This window comes from Micromonospora sp. NPDC023737 (assembly GCF_040639715.1).
Classification (GTDB): Bacteria; Actinomycetota; Actinomycetes; order Mycobacteriales; family Micromonosporaceae; genus Micromonospora.
In genome coordinates this window covers 1-16,520 of the sequence record NZ_JBFAAL010000028.1, presented here as the reverse complement: position 1 = coordinate 16,520, position 16,520 = coordinate 1, and the positions used below count along the sequence as shown (strand labels likewise).

Below are 16,520 nucleotides of genomic sequence, written 5' to 3'. Positions count from 1 at the left end.
GGGTACGTGGTTCGCTCACTGGGGCAGTTTAGGCAGCTGCGACTCGGCGCTGTTGCCCACGCCGTACTGGCCGGCCTTCTTCTCGGTGAGCTGCTGCACCAGCGCGAGAGTGGTGACCAACTGGCCCTGGATGGTGTTCGCGTTGTCGACGGTGGAGATCGACTGGGAGAGCACGGCGTCGCCACGCACGCTCGCCACGAGGTTGCCGCCGTCGGAACCGTTGCCGCCGACCACGATCGCGCCGGTCCGGTCGAACTGCTCGGCGACCTTCACCACCGACTCGTCCTTCTTGGCGGAGTCCTTGTCCACGTACGGCTGGCCGCTGACCACCACGACGGCCTCCGCCGGCCCGCTGATCCGGTCCTCGGTGGTGAGGTAGCCGTCGTTGGTGTACGCGGCCAGCACCGCCCGCCGGTCGGCGTCGCTGACCGCGGGGACACCCGCCCCCCGGTCGAGCAGCACGCTGGCCAGCAGCGCGCTGGAGGTCTCCACACCCTGGCCGTTGCCGGGCAGGGTGCTGGTCTGCGCGCTGGTCGGCCGGACCGCGGTCACCGCCAGCTCCAGCAGGTTGTTGTTGTTGTCCGGGTTGATGAACTTGTCCTGCAGGTCCACCCGGCCGGTGACGTTCGCGCCGGCCAGCTGGAGCATCTTCAGCACGCCCTCGGTGTGGTCCCGCCCGGTGGGCAGGCTGAGCACCAGGACCCGGCGGCCGGTGAGTTTGCCGGGGAGCACGACCTGCGACATCTCCGCCGCGAAGCTCTCCTCCGACTCCAGCTCCTTCTCCATGTTGTTGACGGTCTGGCGCATCTGCTGGTTGTCCTTGCGCAGAGCGGTGACCTGCTCCTTGAGCGAGTCGGCCACCGGGCCGTTGAGAGCGGCCGTGCCGACCACCAGGCCGATGGCCAGCGCCAGGAACACGGCGGTCAGCGACACCACGTGGTAGCGGAAATTGATCACGCTTGCAGCCTCTTGATCGTCGGAGCTAGAAGAGCTGGCCGAGCTGGAAGACGAAATTGTCCCACCACTCGGAGACCACGCCCAGGTACGCCTTTCCGACCGTGGAGACGGCCACCGCGGAGGCCAGCGCGGCGACGGCCGAGAGCACCAGCAGCAGCAGCGAGGAGCCGGAGATGCTCTGCCGGTAGAGCCGGCTCACGCCCTTGGCGTCGACCAGCTTGCCGCCGACCTTCAGCCGGGTGAGGAACGTCGAGGCCATACCGCCTCGACCCTTGTCGAGGAACTCGACCAGGGTGGCGTGTGTGCCGACGGCCACCAGCAACGAGGCGCCCTTCTCGTCGGCGAGCAGCATGGCGAGGTCCTCGCTGGTCGCGGCGGCCGGGAAGGTCACCGCCGGCACGCCGAGCGCGGTGACCCGGGGCAGGCCGGGCGCCCGCCCGTCCGGGTACGCGTGCACGATCACCTCGGCGCCACAGCGCAGCACGTCGTCGGTGACCGAATCCATGTCACCGATGATCAGGTCGGGGGTGTAGCCCGCCTCGACCAGCGCGTCGGCCCCGCCGTCGACGCCGATGAGCACCGGCTTGAACTCCCGGATGTACGGGCGCAGCACGTCCAGGTCGGCCTTGTAGTCGTAGCCACGGACCACGATGAGGCAGTGCCGGCCCTGGATCTGGGTCTGGATCTCGGGTACGCCGACACCGTCGAGCAGCAGGTCCCGTTCCTGCTTGAGGTAGTCCATGGTGTTGGCGGCGAACGCCTCCAACTGCACCGACAGCCCTTCCCGGGCGTCGGCCATCGCCTTGGCCACCGTCTCGGCGTCCTGCAGGGCGCCGTGCGCCACCGGCTCGTCGCCGACGTAGACCGTGTTGCCCTCGATCCGCACGGTGTCGCCCTCGCGGATCTGCTCGAAGATGCCCTCGCCCAGGTCGTCGAGGAGCGGGATGCCCGCGCCGATGAGCACCTCGGGGCCGAGGTTCGGGTAGCGCCCGGAGACCGACGGCTTGGCGTTGAGCACGGCCGCGACGCCGACGGCGACCAGCGAGTCGGCGGCAACCCGGTCCACGTCGACGTGGTCGATCACCGCGATGTCGCCGGGGCGGAGCCGGCCGACCAGCCGCTTCGTACGGCGGTCCAGACGTGCGGTGCCGAGGACACTGCCCGGTTCGGCGTTCCGGGTCCGGCGCAACGTGGGTAGACGCATCCTGACCATCCTGGCATGTGAGGCAGGGATTTCTGTCGCGACATGCCTGAGCAGGGCCGCCTACCCAGGGAAGCACACCAGAGCGCAGGCTGGTGTGCTTGCGCTCACAATACCGCGGGTCACGCCCGCCTTTCCTTGGCCGCCACGGCCAGAAGCTCCTCTGCGTGTGCGATACCCAGATCCGAGTCCGGCAAACCTGCGAGCATCCGGGCGAGTTCGCGGGCCCGTTCTGTGTCCTCCACCACACGCACCCCGCTGGTGGTCACCGCGCCCCCGGTGTCCTTCGCGACCACCAGGTGCCGGTCGGCGAACGCGGCGACCTGCGGCAGGTGGGTGACGACCAGCACCTGGTGACTGCGAGCCAGCCGGGCCAGCCGGCGCCCGATCTCCACCGCCGCCCGGCCGCCGACACCGGCGTCGACCTCGTCGAAGACAAGCGTGGGCGGGCCGCCGGAGCCGGCGAAGACCACCTCGATGGCGAGCATGACCCGGGACAGCTCACCACCGGAGGCGCCCCGCTGCAACGGCAGTGACGGCGCGCCCGGGTGGGCCAGCAACCGCAGCTCGACCTCGTCACCACCGTCCGAGCCGACGCCGACCTCCGACCCGTTGACCGTCAGGGTGGGCTCCGCCCGATTGGCCGGCCGGGGCAGCACCGCCACCTCGATCCGGGCGTGTGGCATGGCCAACCCGGCCAGCTCGACCGTGACCTGCTCGGCGAACCGGTGGGCCGCTTCCTGTCGGGAGACCGACACCCGGCCGGCCAGCTCCGCCACCTCGGCGGCGAGCCGCTGCCCCTCCCGCTCCAACTCGTCGAGGAACTCGTCGGACGTGTCCAGCTCGGACAGTCGGGTGCGGGCCCGCTCGGCCCAGGCGATCACCCCGTCGACGTCGTCCGCGTACTTGCGGGTCAGCGCGCGCAGCGCGGCCCGCCGCTCGTAGACGGTCTGCAACCGGGCCGGGTCGGCGTCGAGCGAGGCGAGGTAGGTCGACAGCTCGGCGGAGACGTCGGTGACCAGGGTGGCCGCCTCCTCCAGCCGTGCCGCCAGGTCACCCAGCGCCGGGTCGGTGCCGGTCTGCGCCTCCAGTGCCCGCCGGGCGGCGCCGAGCAGAGCCGTGGCGTCCGGGGTGTCGTCGGCCGCCTCCGCGCCGCCGGCGACGCACTGCTGGGCGACCTGTGCCGCGGTGCGCAGCCCCTCGGCATGCTCCAACCGCTGCGCCTCGGCCTTGAGCTCGTCGTCCTCGCCCGGCTGCGGGTCGACCCTGGTGATCTCGTCGAGCCCCAGCCGCAGCAGGTCGGCCTCCTGGTGACGCTCGCGGGCGTTGCGCCGCCGGTCGGCCAGGTCGTCGACCACCCGCCGCCACCCGGTGTACGCCTCACGCAGCGTCTCGAGCAGCTTCTCGTGCTCCGGGCCGGCGAACCGGTCGAGCGCGGCCCGCTGCTCGGCCGGACGCAGCAGCCGCAGCTGGTCCGACTGGCCGTGCACGGCGACCACCTGCTCACCGACCTCGCCCAGCATCGACACCGGCATGCTGCGGCCACCCACGTGCGCCCGGGATCGACCCTCGACCGTCACCGTGCGGCTCAGCAGCAGCGAGCCGTCCTCGTCCGGTTCACCGCCGGCGTCGGTGATGCGGGCGTGCACCGTCTCGGCGACCCGGCCGGTCAGGCGCAGCCGCCCCTCCACCACGGCACGGCCCGGCTGGGCCCGCACGCGCCCGGCGTCGGCCCGACCGCCGAAGAGCAGGCCGAGGCCGGTCACCACCATGGTCTTGCCCGCACCGGTCTCGCCGGTGATGACGTTCATGCCGCCGGTCAACGGCAGCGTGGTGTCCTCGATGACGCCCAGTCCGGTGATGCGCAGCTCCTCCAGCACAGCACCTGACAGTAGACGCGCAGTCCGACAGTTGACCAGCCGACGAGCCCACGTCGGGCGGCTCGTACAGTTCAGCTCCGTGTTTGAGGTGATCGGCCTGACCCCCGGTGAGGAGCAGCTCTACCGCGCTCTGGTGCGGCTCACGGCCGCCCGGGTCGACGAGCTGGTCGAGCGGCTGCGCTGGCCCCGTACCGAGGTGCTGACGCAGCTGGAGGCGCTGCGCGGCAAGGGGCTGGTGCCGCCCGCCGGACCGGATCCGGACGCCCCGCTGCGGCCGCTCGCGCCCGATGTGCCGCTCGGCGCGGCGCTGCTGCGCCGGCAGGAGGCGCTGGAAACGGCCCGAGCGGCGGTCAACCAGCTGACCGAGGAGTACCGGGCCGGGATGCGCCGGCACGACGCAGCGCACCTGGTGGAGGTCGTCCGAGGCGCCGGGGCGCTCCGGGAACGCCTGCGTGACCTGCAGAACGGCGCCCGCGACGAGGTGTTGTGGTTCTGCCGCGCCAACCCGTTGGCGATGGCCGGGCAGGACAACCTCGAGGAGTTCGACGCGCTGGCCCGCGGGGTGCGCTACCGGGCCATCTACGAGCGAGAAATGCTCCTCGAACCCGGCGCGCTGGAGGACCTCGAGAACGGGGTCCGGGCCGGCGAGCAGGCCCGCGTGCTCGACCGGCTGCCGGTGCGGCTGGCCATCGTGGACGCCCGCACGGCGATCTGCCCGCTGGTGCCGGACGGGGCCAGCGGCGAGACGAGCGCCGCGGTCATCGGCCGCAGCCAGCTGCTCGACGCGCTGCTCGCCCTCTTCGAGAGCCACTGGCGCATCGCCACACCGCTTCGCTCGACCGGCACACCGGTGCACGAACCGGCCGGTGACGACTACCGGCCGGACGCCGACGAGACCCGGCTGCTCGCGCTCTTCGTGGCCGGCGTCCCGGACAAGTCCATCGCCTCCCAGCTGGGCGTGAGCCGTCGTACCGTGCAACGGCGGCTGGCCGACCTGATGACGGCCGCCGGGGTGGACACCCGGCCCGGGTTGGCCTTCCAGGCCGCCCGGCGCGGCTGGCTCTGAGACCGGTGGTGGGGGCGGGACGTGCCCGTCCCGCCCCCACCCGCGTCAGCGCAGGCCGTACGCGTCGATCACGGTCTGGTCGACCGTGTTGCCGGCGCGGTCGCCGGCGTGCACCCGCAGCGACACCGTGCCGTGTCCGGCCGGCACCGTCGCCGTGAACCGGGTACCCGAGCCCTTCACCGACGCCGGCCGCCAGCTGTCGCCGCCGTCGAAGGAGACCTCGACGCGCAGCGTGGTACCGGCCGGCTCGGCCACCCCCGCCGGCTGGCGCAGGGTCAGCCCGAGCTTGTGCGCCTTACGGCCCGCCACCTCGCCGTGCAGGTCTGCCGGCAGGTCGTAGTCCACCTGCAGCAGCGGCAGCGGCTGCGCCGCGTCCCCGGTCGGCCGGGCCGAGGTGAACTGCCACGCCGTCTCCGTACGCGTGGCGTGCACCCACTCGTCCGAGGAACGCGCGGTGGTGACGTCCAGCCGGTAGCGCGCCGGACCCGGGGTGGTCGGCACGGGCACCCAACCGCCGGACAGGTCGGCGATCTGCTCGCCGTCGCGGCTGAGCCGGGCCTGCACGGTGTCCTGCTCCTCGCCGGCGCCGGCCGGGCTGTAGTGGCCGTCGGCGTCGACGAACTCCAACACCCGCAGGTCGAGCTCGTCGCCGGTACGCGTCGGCGCCGGCCCACCGGCCGGAACGGCCGGACGCACCACCGGGGCGTACCAGCTCGCGGCGATCCGGTCGTCGGCGGCGTACCGCCGCGGCTGCTCGGTCAGACCACCGAGCAGCGGTCCCCACGAGAACTGCAACTTGTGCAGCACCCGCTGCTGCCACCACGAGTCACCGGAACTCACGAACTCCTGCCGGGTGGTGCCGGTACGCACCATCCGCTGGTCGTCGTTCCACGAGTACTCCTGCCACGGCCGCCAGCCGAACCGCTGCTCGTTGGCCCAGTCGAATCCCCCGGTGTCGCCGTAGCGGGCGTCGACCTCGGCGGTGTTCGCCGCGGTCACCTTGTACACGATCTTCTCCGGGACCCGCCCCTTCGACACCTGCCACACGTCGTACAGGTAGGGGCTGTCCACCGTCAGCGTGAGGTCGACCGTCGCCCGGCCGGTCTTCGCCGCCGCGATCAACTTCTGCCCGTCGTCGTGCGCCACCGCCATGGACGTGACCGGCAGGCGATCGCCGGTGGGTCGCCAGACCGTCCACGCGCTGAAATCGGCCGGCCGGACGATGAACACCGCCGCCGCTCCGGCGGCCGCCGCCGCGGCGATCTGGTCGTCCTCGGCGCGGTCCGCGCTGCCCTCGACGATGACGGCAGCGCCCCGGGCCCGGGTCAACTCGGCGGGCGTGCCGCCGCCGCCCCAGACGACCGGCAGCTTCCGCCGGCCAGCCGGCGCCGGCGACTGACCCATCAGGTTGATGTCCAGCGGCCCGGAGACCTTGCTGAACCTGGCGTCGACCATCGGCGCGACGAGCTGCCAGCGGGAGGAGAACTCGAACTCGCCCTGACGTACCGGCCGGGTCGGCGTCACGTTGACCTGCTGCACCGTGCTGAACGCCATCGTGCCGTGGTCGACCTGGCGGCCGTTGCCGAAGACCCGGTGCTCGTAGAAGCTGATGACCGCGCGCTGTTCGGTCGGCTTCGGCGTCTCGATCCGCACCGGGGTCCCCTTGCGCGGGTCGAGCACCACCGTGAGATCCCGGTCGACAGTCAGCTCCGGGTCGGTGACCAGAGTGAGCTGCTCGTCCAGCGGCGCGCCGTGCTCGAACAGCGCCTGCAGCAGGTACGGGCCCTCCTCGACCTGCACCTGCGACTCGCCCGGAACCCAGCCGAGGTAGTCGGACTCGGGGTGCTCGCCGAACAGGGTGAGCACCGTCGCCAGTCCGGGCTGCCCGGCCATGTCCACCGCACGCAGCGTGACGGTGTGTATCGGGCCGCTGAGGGTCAGACCGACGGCCGTGCGTACGGCGACGCCGTCCGCGCCCGTGGCCACCAGCCAGCCACCGTGCGGGCCGCGGTCCAGCTTCGTCGGGTCGGCGCGCAGCGGGACGGCCACGCTGCCGCCGGCCGGCACGGTCACCTCGGTGCCGCCGAACGACACCCCGTCGGTCTCCTCCGCGCCGCTGTCCAGGTTGCGCAGCTGAAGCGCCAGACGCAGGGTCTGCGGCGCGTCGGTGCCGTTGCTGTACGTGACGGTCCGCTCGGCCACCGGGCCGCCGGTCGCCAGGCGGCCGAAGTCGGCGGTGGCCGAGGCGTACACCCGCTGGCCCAGCGCCCGGGCCACGTCTACCCGGCCGCCGCCCTGCTCGAAGACGGTCAGCTCGGGATTGTTCTTCGCGGTGCTGACCAGCGCGTCCTTGAGCTTGCCGGCGGTCCAGTCCGGGTGCTCCTGGGCGAGGATGGCGGCGGCGCCCGCGACGTGCGGGGTGGCCATCGACGTCCCGGACGCGGTCGTGTACGCGTCGCCCACCGGCGTACCCATGCTGGTGCCGGCGGCGCGGGCCGCGACGATGTCGACACCCGGGGCGGTGATCTCCGGCTTCAGGCCGTTGTCGCCGACCCGCGGGCCGCGGCTGGAGAAGACGGCCAGGTCGTCGTTGCGGTCGACCGCGCCGACGGTGAGCGCCGAGGTGGCCGCGCCGGGGCTGCCGACGGTTTGTGCGGCGCCCTCGTTGCCGGCGGCGATCACGAAGAGCGTGCCGGTCTCGGCGGTGAGGTCGTTGACCGCCTGGCTCATCGGGTCGGTGCCGTCGGTGGCCGGACCGCCGAGGCTCATGCTGACCACCTTGGCGCCGGAGTGGGCGGCCCACTCCATGCCCGCGATGATCCCCGAGTCGTAGCCGGAGCCGGAGTCGTCGAGCACCTTTCCGACGAGGAGCTTCGCACCGGGCGCGACGCCCTTGCGCAGCCCGTCGGAGGCCGCGCCGCTACCGGCGATGGTGGCCGCCACGTGGGTGCCGTGGCCGTGTCCGTCGCGGGTGCTGCCGCTGCCGGTGAAGTCCTGCGCCTCGGCGATCCGCCCGGCGAGGTCGGGGTGGGTGGCGTCGACGCCGGTGTCGAGGACCGCGACCTCGACACCGTTACCGTCGCGGCCGGCCGCCCAGGCGGTCGGGGCGCCGATCTGCGGCACGCTGTGCTCCAGCGCCGGGTGGACCCGCCCGTCCAGCCACACCCGGGCGATGCCGGCGCCGAGCCGCGCCGCCCCGCTGGCGGTCGTACGGCCGGCCGGCGTGCTCCGCAGGGTGCTCCACAGCTCGTCGAGCTCACCCTTGTCGACGCGCAGCGCGGCCCCGTTGATGCTCTCCAGCGGCCGGGCGGCGTCGCCGGCCAGCGGCCGGACCCGACCGGCGGCCGGCTCCTGGTAGCGGACGATCAGCGGCAGGCTGCCCTGGGCGGCGTCGCCGTACCCCTGTGCGACGAGCTCCTCCACGTCGAACAGGTCGGCGTCGAGCACCCCTGCGGAGACGTACGGCACGACGTCGCTGGGCAGCACCCGCAGCCCACCGTCGGCCGACACGGTCTGGAAGGTGATCCGCTCACGACCGGGTCCCGGGTGGACCGTGGCGGCGACGCGTCCGGGGGCTGCCTGGGCGAGCTCGACCTGATCACCGGTGATCAGGGTGATGCGGGCGGGCGCAGCGCCGGGGGCGGGCGGGGCCGGGCTCGGGCCGGCGGGCCGGGCGGGCGGATCGGCTGACGCCGGTGCGGCGAGCCCGACCACCAGTGCCCCGACCGCGCCGGCGGCGAGCCAGCGTGGGGACCAGTGCATGAGATGCGCTCCTCTACTCCAGAATCGGCACCCCTCGGGGGCGACCGATCGGAGTCTGCGACGGAGATCACGTGGTGGTCACTAGCTGGCGCACGCCGCACCGGCGACATGTCGCCAGGTGGACACATCGGCCACGACGGAACGACCGCCGCGTGTCCGACAGGTTACGGACAGCCTGGTTCGGGTCGCGCCGATGCGCGGAGCGGAAGGGCCGGACACCGGCCGGTGCCCAGCGAGTGGGGCCGAGAGCCGGCCGGCGCCCAGCGAATGGGGCGGGGCGTCGGCCGGCGCCGCGCACCCCGGCCTCGGCGGGGTCGAGTCCGATCGGGACCACCCCGGCACCGCAACGGCGGGCGCCGGAGCGTGGGCGGTGCCGTTCAGCGACGCGAGCCGCGCCACCCCTGCACCGGCAGCGCGAACTTGGCCACCAGCCGATCGGTGAACGGGCGGTCCCGCAGCCGGACGATCCGCACCGGCAGCGCACCCCGGCGCACCGTCACCCGGGCGCCCGGCGGCAGGTCGTACACCCGTCGGCCGTCGCAGCTCATCACCGCGAGCGTGGTGAACGGATCCACGGTGATCGCGAACGTCGACGTGGGCGCGGTGACCAGCGGCCGGCTGAACAACGCGTGTGCGCTGATCGGCACCAGCAGCAACGCCTCCACCTCCGGCCACACCACCGGCCCGCCACCGGAGAAGGCGTACGCGGTGGAGCCGGTGGGGGTCGCGCAGACCACACCGTCGCAGCCGTACCGGGACAGCGGCCGGCCGTCCACGTCGACGAGGAGCTCGAGCATCTGCGCCCGCTCCCCCTTCTCGACGCTGATCTCGTTGAGGGCCCAGGACTCGATCGTCGGCCCGCCGTCGAACTCGGCGGTGACGTCGAGGGTGAGCCGCTCGTCGACCGTGTAGTTCCGGGCGACCACGTCGCGGACCGCGCTGTCCAGGTCGCCGATCTCCGCCTCGGCGAGGAAGCCGACCTTGCCGAGGTTGATGCCGAGCAGCGGCACCTTGGCCGGCCGTGCCAGCTCCGCCGCACGCAGGAACGTGCCGTCCCCGCCGAGCGCGAAGACGATCTCAGCGCCCTCGGCGGCCTCCAGGCCGGTGACCGGGACGACGCCGGGCAGGTCGAGGTCGTCGGCCTCCTCGGCGACGACGCGCACCTCGAAGCCGGCGGCGATCAGGTCGGCGGCGACCGCCCGGGCGTGCTCGGTGCTGCGCCGCCGACCGGTGTGGGTGACCAGTAGCGCGGTCCGGGTCACCGGGCCCACCTCGTCGCCACCGGACGCCGCAGGGCATCCGCCGGGACTCTCCCCCGGGCCGATCGGCCCGCCGCGCTACCTCCGCTGCTCGCGTTCACCCTGCGACCTCCTCCGCCGCCGTGCCCGGCACGTCACCGGGCGTCACCGGGCCCCGCGGCCCGGCCGCCACCACCGCCCGCACCCGTTGCGGGTCGGCCGGCGGCGCGTCCCGGCGTAACCATACGAAGAACTCCACGTTGCCACTCGGCCCCGGCAGGGGACTCGCGGCCACGTCGGCCAGACCCAGGCCCAGCTGCGCGGCGGCCGCCGCCACGTCGAGCACCGCCTCGGCGCGCAACTCCGGGTCACGCACCACCCCGCCGGCACCCACCCGCTCCTTGCCGACCTCGAACTGCGGCTTGACCATCAGCGCCAGATCACCGTCCGGTCTGGTGCAGCCGGCCAGCGCCGGCAGTACCAGCCGCAGCGAGATGAACGACAGGTCCGCCACGGTCAGGTCGACCGGGCCGCCGATCGTGTCCGGGCCGAGCGTGCGCACATTGGTCCGCTCGAAGACCCGGACCCGTTCGTCGGTGCGCAGCGGCCAGGCGAGCTGGCCGTAGCCGACGTCCACGGCCACCACCTCGGCGGCGCCGGCGCGCAGCAGCACGTCGGTGAAGCCACCGGTCGACGCGCCGGCGTCCAGGCAACGCCGGCCGGTGACGGTCAGCCCACCGAACGCCTCCAGCGCGCCCGCCAGCTTGTGGCCGCCTCGGGAGACGTACTCCAGGGCCGGATCCGCACCGGTGACCAGCAGCGCGTCGGCGGGGTCGACCATCGCGGCCGGTTTGCGGGCCGGTACCCCGCGCAGCTGGACCCGGCCGGCCTCCACCAGCGCGGCAGCCTGCTCACGGGAGCGGGCCAGGCCACGGCGGACGAGCTCGGCGTCCAGCCGGTTGCGACGTGCCATTCGTTCTCCGGTCTCAGGCCTGGTCGATGCTGGCCAGGGTCTCGCGCAGCGTCTCGTACGCCGCCTCGTACTGGGCGATCTGGTCGGCCGGTGCGAGCGACGAGGCGTTGATCATCGCTTGCACGGCCGCATCGACCGCGGGGTGCCCCTGCCCGTCGAGATCATCGGCGGACGGCGGCGCCGGGCGCACACCGGGCGTCGGCAGCCCGGGGCGCGCTCCCGCCGGTGGGCCGGGCCGCGCGGCGGGCAGGCCACCGGACGGCGGCCCGGGCCGGGGCCCGGGCGAGCCGCCGGGCGGCGGACCCGGACGGTACGGAACGGTCACTCGGCACCGCCCGGCTGCTGCTTGCGAACGGCCTTCTTCGGCGGGTGCGCCGGCTCGGCGTCCCCACCGGTCGGGCTGACCGTTCCGGGTGAGCGGCGCATCACGGCCTTGCCGGGCCCGGCCTTCTTCGCGACCGCCTTCTTCGCCACAGCCTTCTTCGCGACCGTCTTCTTCGCCGGCGACATGGCGACCGGGGCGGAGAGCGACTCGGCGGACGGCACCGGACCGGCGGGAGGCGGCGGCCCACCGGCCGTCGCGTCGCCGCTCTCCGGCGCGGGCACCGGGGCGGGAGCGTGCGGCGGGCCACCGGCGGGCGCCCCGGTCCGGCTCGTGCCGACGCCGGCCGAGCGCGCCTCCCGCAGCTGCCGCTCCAGGTCCTGCACCCGTCGGGTCAGCTCGGCGACCTCTTCGGCGGTGGCGAGCCCGACCCGCCCGAGCGCACGGTCGACCTCGAAGCGGACGAGCTTGGTCAGCGCTTCGCGATTCGCCATGCCGGTGGAGACGAGTTCCTCGCCGAGCGCCTGGAGCTGGGCGGCTGTCGTGCCACCCGAACCGACGACCCGGCGCACCACGTCCTGGGCCTTCTTCCGGGGCGCCTCCGTCAGGCCCATGGCCAACTCGAGGTAGGCGCGCCACGCGTCCTGCATGCCTGAGTCCTTCCGCGGGGCGGGGTGTGCAGGTGTCACGCTACCGGGCACCGGTGACCGGCCCGTGCGGTACGGTGCCGAGGACGGCGTGGCTCACGGTGAGGAGACGACGAGTGGCCAGCGTGGACGAGTGTCGGCAGGCGTTGCAGGAGCTCGCCGCCCGGCTGGACCGCAACGCCGAGACGGTACGGGAGCGTGTCGACCTGGACCGCACACTCGCCTGCCGGATCACGGACCTCGACACCGCCTTCCACGGTCGTCTCACCGGCGGCCGGCTGATCGACCTCACCGACGGCGACGACCCGAAGGCCAAGATCGCCCTGAACACCAGCAGCGACGACCTCGTCGCGCTCGTGCGCGGCGACCTCGACATCGGCCGGGCGGTGGCCTCCCGCCGCGTATCGATCAAGGCCAACCCGTTCGACCTGCTGAAGCTCCGCAAGCTGCTCTGACGACGGGCACGTCGATCCCGGCGGAGGCCACCGGGTCACGCACCGCCAGCGGGACGTCTCGTGCCGACGACGTCCACCCGGGCTTCGATGCAGCGCGCACTGACGCGACGCGGCCGCGTGGTCGAGGGCGGCGGGTGCTCAGACGGGAAGGCCGAGCGAGGCCAGCACACGAGCGACGTCCGCCGACGCGGCCCGGATCGGTGGCACCGAGGGCGCCGACCAGGCCGCGGCACACAAGGCGGCGAGCGCGCCCAGCGGGGCCCCAGCGCCGCTGAGCTCCAGTCCGCCGTCCCGCGCCGTCACCGACCAACCGCCGGCGTCCGTCGGACCGGGCACTCGCACCACCGCCGCCGGGTCGAAGAGCCCGGCCAGGTCCCGCGAGACGTACGTAGGCCGGCGCGCCGGCTCGGCGGCGAGCAATTCGGGTACGTCGCTGACGCCGGTGAGCACGAGCAGGCTGTCCAGCCCTGCCCTGCGGGCGCCCTCGATGTCGGTGTCCAGCCGGTCGCCGACGACCAGCGTCCGGCCACCGTCGACACGGCGGGCGGCGGTGGCGAACAGTTCCGGCTCGGGCTTACCCACCACCACGTCCGGGTCCCGGCCGAGCGCGGTACGCACGACGGCCACCAGAGAGCCGTTGCCGGGCAGCGGACCACGGGCGCTGGGCAGCGTGCGGTCGGTGTTCGTGGCGACCCAGGTCGCGCCGGCCCGGACCGCCACCGTGGCCTCGGCCAGGTCGGTCCAGCCGACCTGCGGCCCGTACCCCTGCGCGACCGCCTGCGGGGAGTCCTCGGCCCGATCGACCGGCACGAGCCCGACCGCGGCAATCTCGGCACGCAGCGCCTCGGCGCCGACCACGAGCACCGGGGCACCGGCCGGCAACCGGTCCCGAAGCAGCTCCGCGGCCGCGGCCGCGCTGGTGAGCACCTCTTCCGGCCGGGCCGGCACACCCATGCCGCTGAGCAGTTCGGCGACCTGACTCGACCGGCGTGAGGCGTTGTTCGTGGCGTAAGCGACCGCCCGCCCCTCGGCGTGCAGCCGGCCGACGGCCTCGACGGCGCCGGGGATCGGCCGGTCGATCAGGTAGATCACACCGTCCAGGTCGAAGACGACCTGGGCGTACCCGTCGACCAGCCGCGCCCCGGCGTTTCCCGTCACCGGGCGACCGGACCCGTCTCGTCGTCACCCACCGGAGCCTCCGCCCCGGCCCGCGCGGCGAGGTCCGGGTCGTCCGGCCCGCCCCTGCCGACCACGTCGTCGCGAGTCACCCGCTCACCCTCGGCCGGCCGCATCTCGTCGGCGTCGTCCTCGTCGAAGTCCGCGTCGTCCTCGTCGGAGTCCGCATCGTCGTCCTCGTCGGAGTCGGCGTCGTCCTCGTCGTCGTCCTCGTCGTCGTCGGCGTCGTCGTCCTCGTCGTCGTCGGCGTCGTCGTCCTCGTCGTCGTCGGCGTCGTCGTCCTCGTCGTCGTCGGCGTCCTCGTCGTCGTCGGCGTCGTCCTCGTCGGCGTCGTCGTCGTTCGCGACCAGGTCGGCATCCGGCTGGGCCGGCACCGCGCCGGGCGTACCCGGCCCCGCAGCGATCTCCTCCGCCGTCTCCTCGTCCTCGTCGTCGCCCTCGATGAGCACGCCGTCGAGCTCGAGCAGCCGTTCGGCGGCATCGGTCTCTCCGTCGGTGTCCACCTCGGCAGCGCGGGAGAACCATTCCCGTGCCTCCTCGCGCCGGTCGGCCGCGAGCAGCGCGTCGGCGTACGCGTAGCGCAGCCGCGCCGTCCACGGCTCGGTCGTGTCGCTGGTCAGCTCACGCACCTGGAGCATCGCGACTGCGGCGTCCTTCTGCCCGAGGTCACCTCGCGCACCGGCGGCGACGATCAGCAGCTCGATGGAGGTCGCGGGGTCGAGAGCGTCTCGGTCGGCGCCGCGGAACAGGTCGATGGCCCGCTCCGGGCGGCCGAGCGCGCGCTCGCAGTCGGCCAGCACCGCGATGTGGCTCTGCAACCCGGTCATCCGGTGGTACGTCCGAAGCTCGGCGATCGCGGTCTGCCACTCTCCCGCGTGGTACGCGGCCAGCCCGACCGCCTCCCGTACGGCGGCGATCCGGGACGCCAGCCGGCGGGCGGCCAACGCATGCGCCAGCGCCTCGGCCGGGTTTTCGTCGATCAGCACACCGGTCGCAACCAGGTGCCGGGCGACCGTCTCCGCGACCGGCTTGGCCAGCGACAGCAGCTCGGCGCGGACGTCCTTGTCGAGATCGGTCGCGACGATCTCGTCGGGCAGCGCGGGAGCGGCGACGCGGTCGCCCGCAGCCCGCTCCGGCCCGCCCTCGTCACGACGGCCACCGTAGCTGCCTTCACCCCGGCGGTCCTCGAACCGGCGCTCATCCCGACGCGGCCGCTCGCCGCCCCGGAACCCGCCCTCGCGGTCGCCACCGCGGAAGCCACCCTCGCGACGCTCACCACCACGGCTGTCACGGTCACCGCCGCGGAAACCGCCCTCGCGGCGCTCACCGCCACGGCTGTCACGGTCACCGCCGCGGAAGCCACCCTCGCGGCGCTCACCGCCACGGGTGTCACGATCGCCGCCCCGGAAACCGCCCTCGCGGTCGCCGCCACGGAAGCCACCCTCACGGCGGTCACCACCACGGCTGTCACGGTCACCGCCGCGGAAGCCACCTTCCCGGCGGTCGCCACCGCGGAAACCGCCCTCACGGTCGCCACCACGGAAGCCACCCTCGCGGCGCTCACCGCCACGGGTGTCACGGTCACCGCCACGGAAACCGCCCTCGCGGCGGTCGCCACCGCGGAAACCGCCCTCACGGTCGCCACCACGGAAGCCACCCTCGCGGCGCTCACCGCCACGGGTGTCACGGTCACCACCACGGAAGCCACCCTCGCGGCGCTCACCGCCACGGGTGTCACGGTCACCGCCACGGAAACCACCCTCGCGGCGCTCACCGCCACGGGTGTCACGGTCACCGCCACGGAAACCGCCCTCGCGGCGCTCACCGCCACGGGTGTCACGGTCACCGCCACGGAAGCCACCCTCGCGACGGTCGCCACCGCGGGAACCGCCCTCACGGTCACCGCCACGGAAACCGCCCTCGCGACGGTCACCGCCGCGGAAACCGCCCTCGCGGCGCTCACCGCCACGGGTGTCACGGTCACCGCCGCGGAAACCACCTTCCCGGCGGTCGCCACCACGGAAGCCGCCCTCGCGACGGTCACCGCCACGGAAACCTTCACGGTCGCCACCGCGGAAGCCGCCCTCACGGCGGTCGCCACCGCGGAAACCGCCCTCACGGTCGCCACCGCGGAAGCCGCCCTCACGGCGGTCGCCACCGCGGAAACCGCCCTCGCGGCGCTCACCGCCACGGAAACCTTCACGGTCGCCACCGCGGAACTGGGCGTCCCGATCAGCGGGGCGGAAGCCACCCGGGCGGTCGCCGGACCGGAACCCGCCGGCGCGGTCGCCGCCGCGGTAACCACGTTCACGGTCCCCGCCACGGAAGCCACCCTCGCGACGGTCGCCGCCGCGGAAACCGCCCTCGCGGTCGTCACGCCGGAATCCGCCGCGCTGCTCGCCGCCGCGGAAGCCTTGCGAGTCCCGATCGGCGCCACGGCGATCGCCGCCACGGAACCCCTGGTCCCGGTCGCCCTCACGGCGGTCGCCGCCGCGGAAGCCGCCCTCGCGGTCGCCGGCGTACCCACGCGAGCCGCCGCGGTTGTCGCGGTCTCCGCGGTACGGCGGCCGGTCGCGGTCGTCACGCCGCGGCGTCCGGTCACGCCCGCCCGACCGGTCCGTACGGTCGTCTTGACGGCGGGGGCGGTCGCTGCCCTGCGGTCCTGAACTCACGGGGTACATCCTTCCTGATTGCGCCACCTGCGGCGCTACGCAGTCGAGGGGCGCCCCCGCTGGGGGGGCCCCCCCCGGGGAAAATTTGCCGGGGGGGGCGAAAATCCCACACCCACCCCAGGGCAGGAACAACGGCGCGGGGTGGGGTTTCTTTCGGGGTTGGAATGTTAA

The 16,520-nt window shown here is 73.9% G+C and carries 13 protein-coding genes; 3 read left to right on the top strand and 10 right to left on the bottom strand.

The window, feature by feature from the left end; genetic code table 11:
• Window positions 1–15: 15 nt before the first annotated feature.
• From AB0F98_RS30760 to recN, 3 genes are all read right to left on the bottom strand, one after another.
• Entirely contained in the window at window positions 16–957 is a 942-nt protein-coding gene (locus AB0F98_RS30760; protein WP_357742752.1) for a copper transporter, read from the bottom strand.
• Window positions 958–982: 25 nt separating this feature from the next.
• Window positions 983–2,161 carry a putative cytokinetic ring protein SteA gene (gene steA, locus AB0F98_RS30755; protein WP_357742749.1) on the bottom strand — a complete coding sequence of 393 codons (1,179 nt, stop codon included), beginning with the start codon at window positions 2,159–2,161 and terminating at the stop codon, window positions 983–985.
• Between the two features lie 119 nt (window positions 2,162–2,280).
• Entirely contained in the window at window positions 2,281–4,038 is a 1,758-nt protein-coding gene (gene recN, locus AB0F98_RS30750) for a DNA repair protein RecN (protein WP_357742746.1), read from the bottom strand.
• Between the two features lie 79 nt (window positions 4,039–4,117).
• On the opposite strand from recN, the gene AB0F98_RS30745 reads away from it, so the two are divergent.
• Window positions 4,118–5,104: a helix-turn-helix domain-containing protein gene (locus tag AB0F98_RS30745; RefSeq protein WP_357742744.1), complete on the top strand. Its 987-nt coding sequence runs from the start codon at window positions 4,118–4,120 to the stop codon at window positions 5,102–5,104.
• Window positions 5,105–5,149: 45 nt separating this feature from the next.
• Here AB0F98_RS30745 and AB0F98_RS30740 read toward each other — a convergent pair whose 3' ends face one another.
• From AB0F98_RS30740 to AB0F98_RS30720, 5 genes are all read right to left on the bottom strand, one after another.
• Window positions 5,150–8,866 carry a S8 family serine peptidase gene (locus AB0F98_RS30740; RefSeq protein ID WP_357742741.1) on the bottom strand — a complete coding sequence of 1,239 codons (3,717 nt, stop codon included), beginning with the start codon at window positions 8,864–8,866 and terminating at the stop codon, window positions 5,150–5,152.
• Between the two features lie 377 nt (window positions 8,867–9,243).
• Window positions 9,244–10,128 (bottom strand): NAD kinase, encoded by an 885-nt coding sequence (locus tag AB0F98_RS30735; protein ID WP_357742738.1) that lies wholly within the window; start codon window positions 10,126–10,128, stop codon window positions 9,244–9,246.
• A 94-nt stretch (window positions 10,129–10,222) separates the two neighbouring features.
• Entirely contained in the window at window positions 10,223–11,077 is an 855-nt protein-coding gene (locus AB0F98_RS30730; protein WP_357742735.1) for a TlyA family RNA methyltransferase, read from the bottom strand.
• A 13-nt stretch (window positions 11,078–11,090) separates the two neighbouring features.
• Window positions 11,091–11,402, bottom strand: coding sequence for a hypothetical protein (locus AB0F98_RS30725; RefSeq protein ID WP_357742731.1), 312 nt, complete (start codon window positions 11,400–11,402; stop codon window positions 11,091–11,093).
• Window positions 11,399–12,049 carry a hypothetical protein gene (locus tag AB0F98_RS30720; RefSeq protein WP_357742728.1) on the bottom strand — a complete coding sequence of 217 codons (651 nt, stop codon included), beginning with the start codon at window positions 12,047–12,049 and terminating at the stop codon, window positions 11,399–11,401. Before AB0F98_RS30720 ends, AB0F98_RS30725 begins: the two co-directional genes overlap by 4 nt.
• A 113-nt stretch (window positions 12,050–12,162) precedes the next feature.
• Here AB0F98_RS30720 and AB0F98_RS30715 point away from each other — a divergent pair, with 113 nt between their 5' ends.
• Entirely contained in the window at window positions 12,163–12,501 is a 339-nt protein-coding gene (locus AB0F98_RS30715) for an SCP2 sterol-binding domain-containing protein (RefSeq protein ID WP_357742725.1), read from the top strand.
• Between the two features lie 138 nt (window positions 12,502–12,639).
• Here the strand turns inward: AB0F98_RS30715 and AB0F98_RS30710 are convergent, their stop codons facing one another.
• Both AB0F98_RS30710 and AB0F98_RS30705 read right to left on the bottom strand, forming a co-directional pair.
• Window positions 12,640–13,659, bottom strand: a complete 1,020-nt coding sequence (locus AB0F98_RS30710; protein ID WP_357742722.1) for an HAD-IIA family hydrolase — start codon at window positions 13,657–13,659, stop codon at window positions 12,640–12,642.
• Complete coding sequence (locus tag AB0F98_RS30705) at window positions 13,656–14,714, bottom strand: hypothetical protein (protein WP_357742812.1); 1,059 nt, start codon at window positions 14,712–14,714, stop codon at window positions 13,656–13,658. Before AB0F98_RS30705 ends, AB0F98_RS30710 begins: the two co-directional genes overlap by 4 nt.
• On the opposite strand from AB0F98_RS30705, the gene AB0F98_RS30700 reads away from it, so the two are divergent.
• Entirely contained in the window at window positions 14,625–16,343 is a 1,719-nt protein-coding gene (locus AB0F98_RS30700) for a hypothetical protein (RefSeq protein WP_357742821.1), read from the top strand. The genes AB0F98_RS30705 and AB0F98_RS30700 overlap by 90 nt on opposite strands.
• Window positions 16,344–16,520 lie beyond the last annotated feature (177 nt).

Bases quoted from the DNA above. Each gene is read 5' to 3' on its own strand.
- steA (WP_357742749.1), bottom strand. From the start codon at position 2,161: ATGCGTCTACCCACGTTGCGCCGGACCCGGAACGCCGAACCGGGCAGT.
- AB0F98_RS30720 (WP_357742728.1), bottom strand. From the start codon at position 12,049: ATGCAGGACGCGTGGCGCGCCTACCTCGAGTTGGCCATGGGCCTGACG.
- AB0F98_RS30740 (WP_357742741.1), bottom strand. From the start codon at position 8,866: ATGCACTGGTCCCCACGCTGGCTCGCCGCCGGCGCGGTCGGGGCACTG.
- AB0F98_RS30730 (WP_357742735.1), bottom strand. From the start codon at position 11,077: ATGGCACGTCGCAACCGGCTGGACGCCGAGCTCGTCCGCCGTGGCCTG.
- AB0F98_RS30700 (WP_357742821.1), top strand. From the start codon at position 14,625: ATGCGCCAGCGCCTCGGCCGGGTTTTCGTCGATCAGCACACCGGTCGC.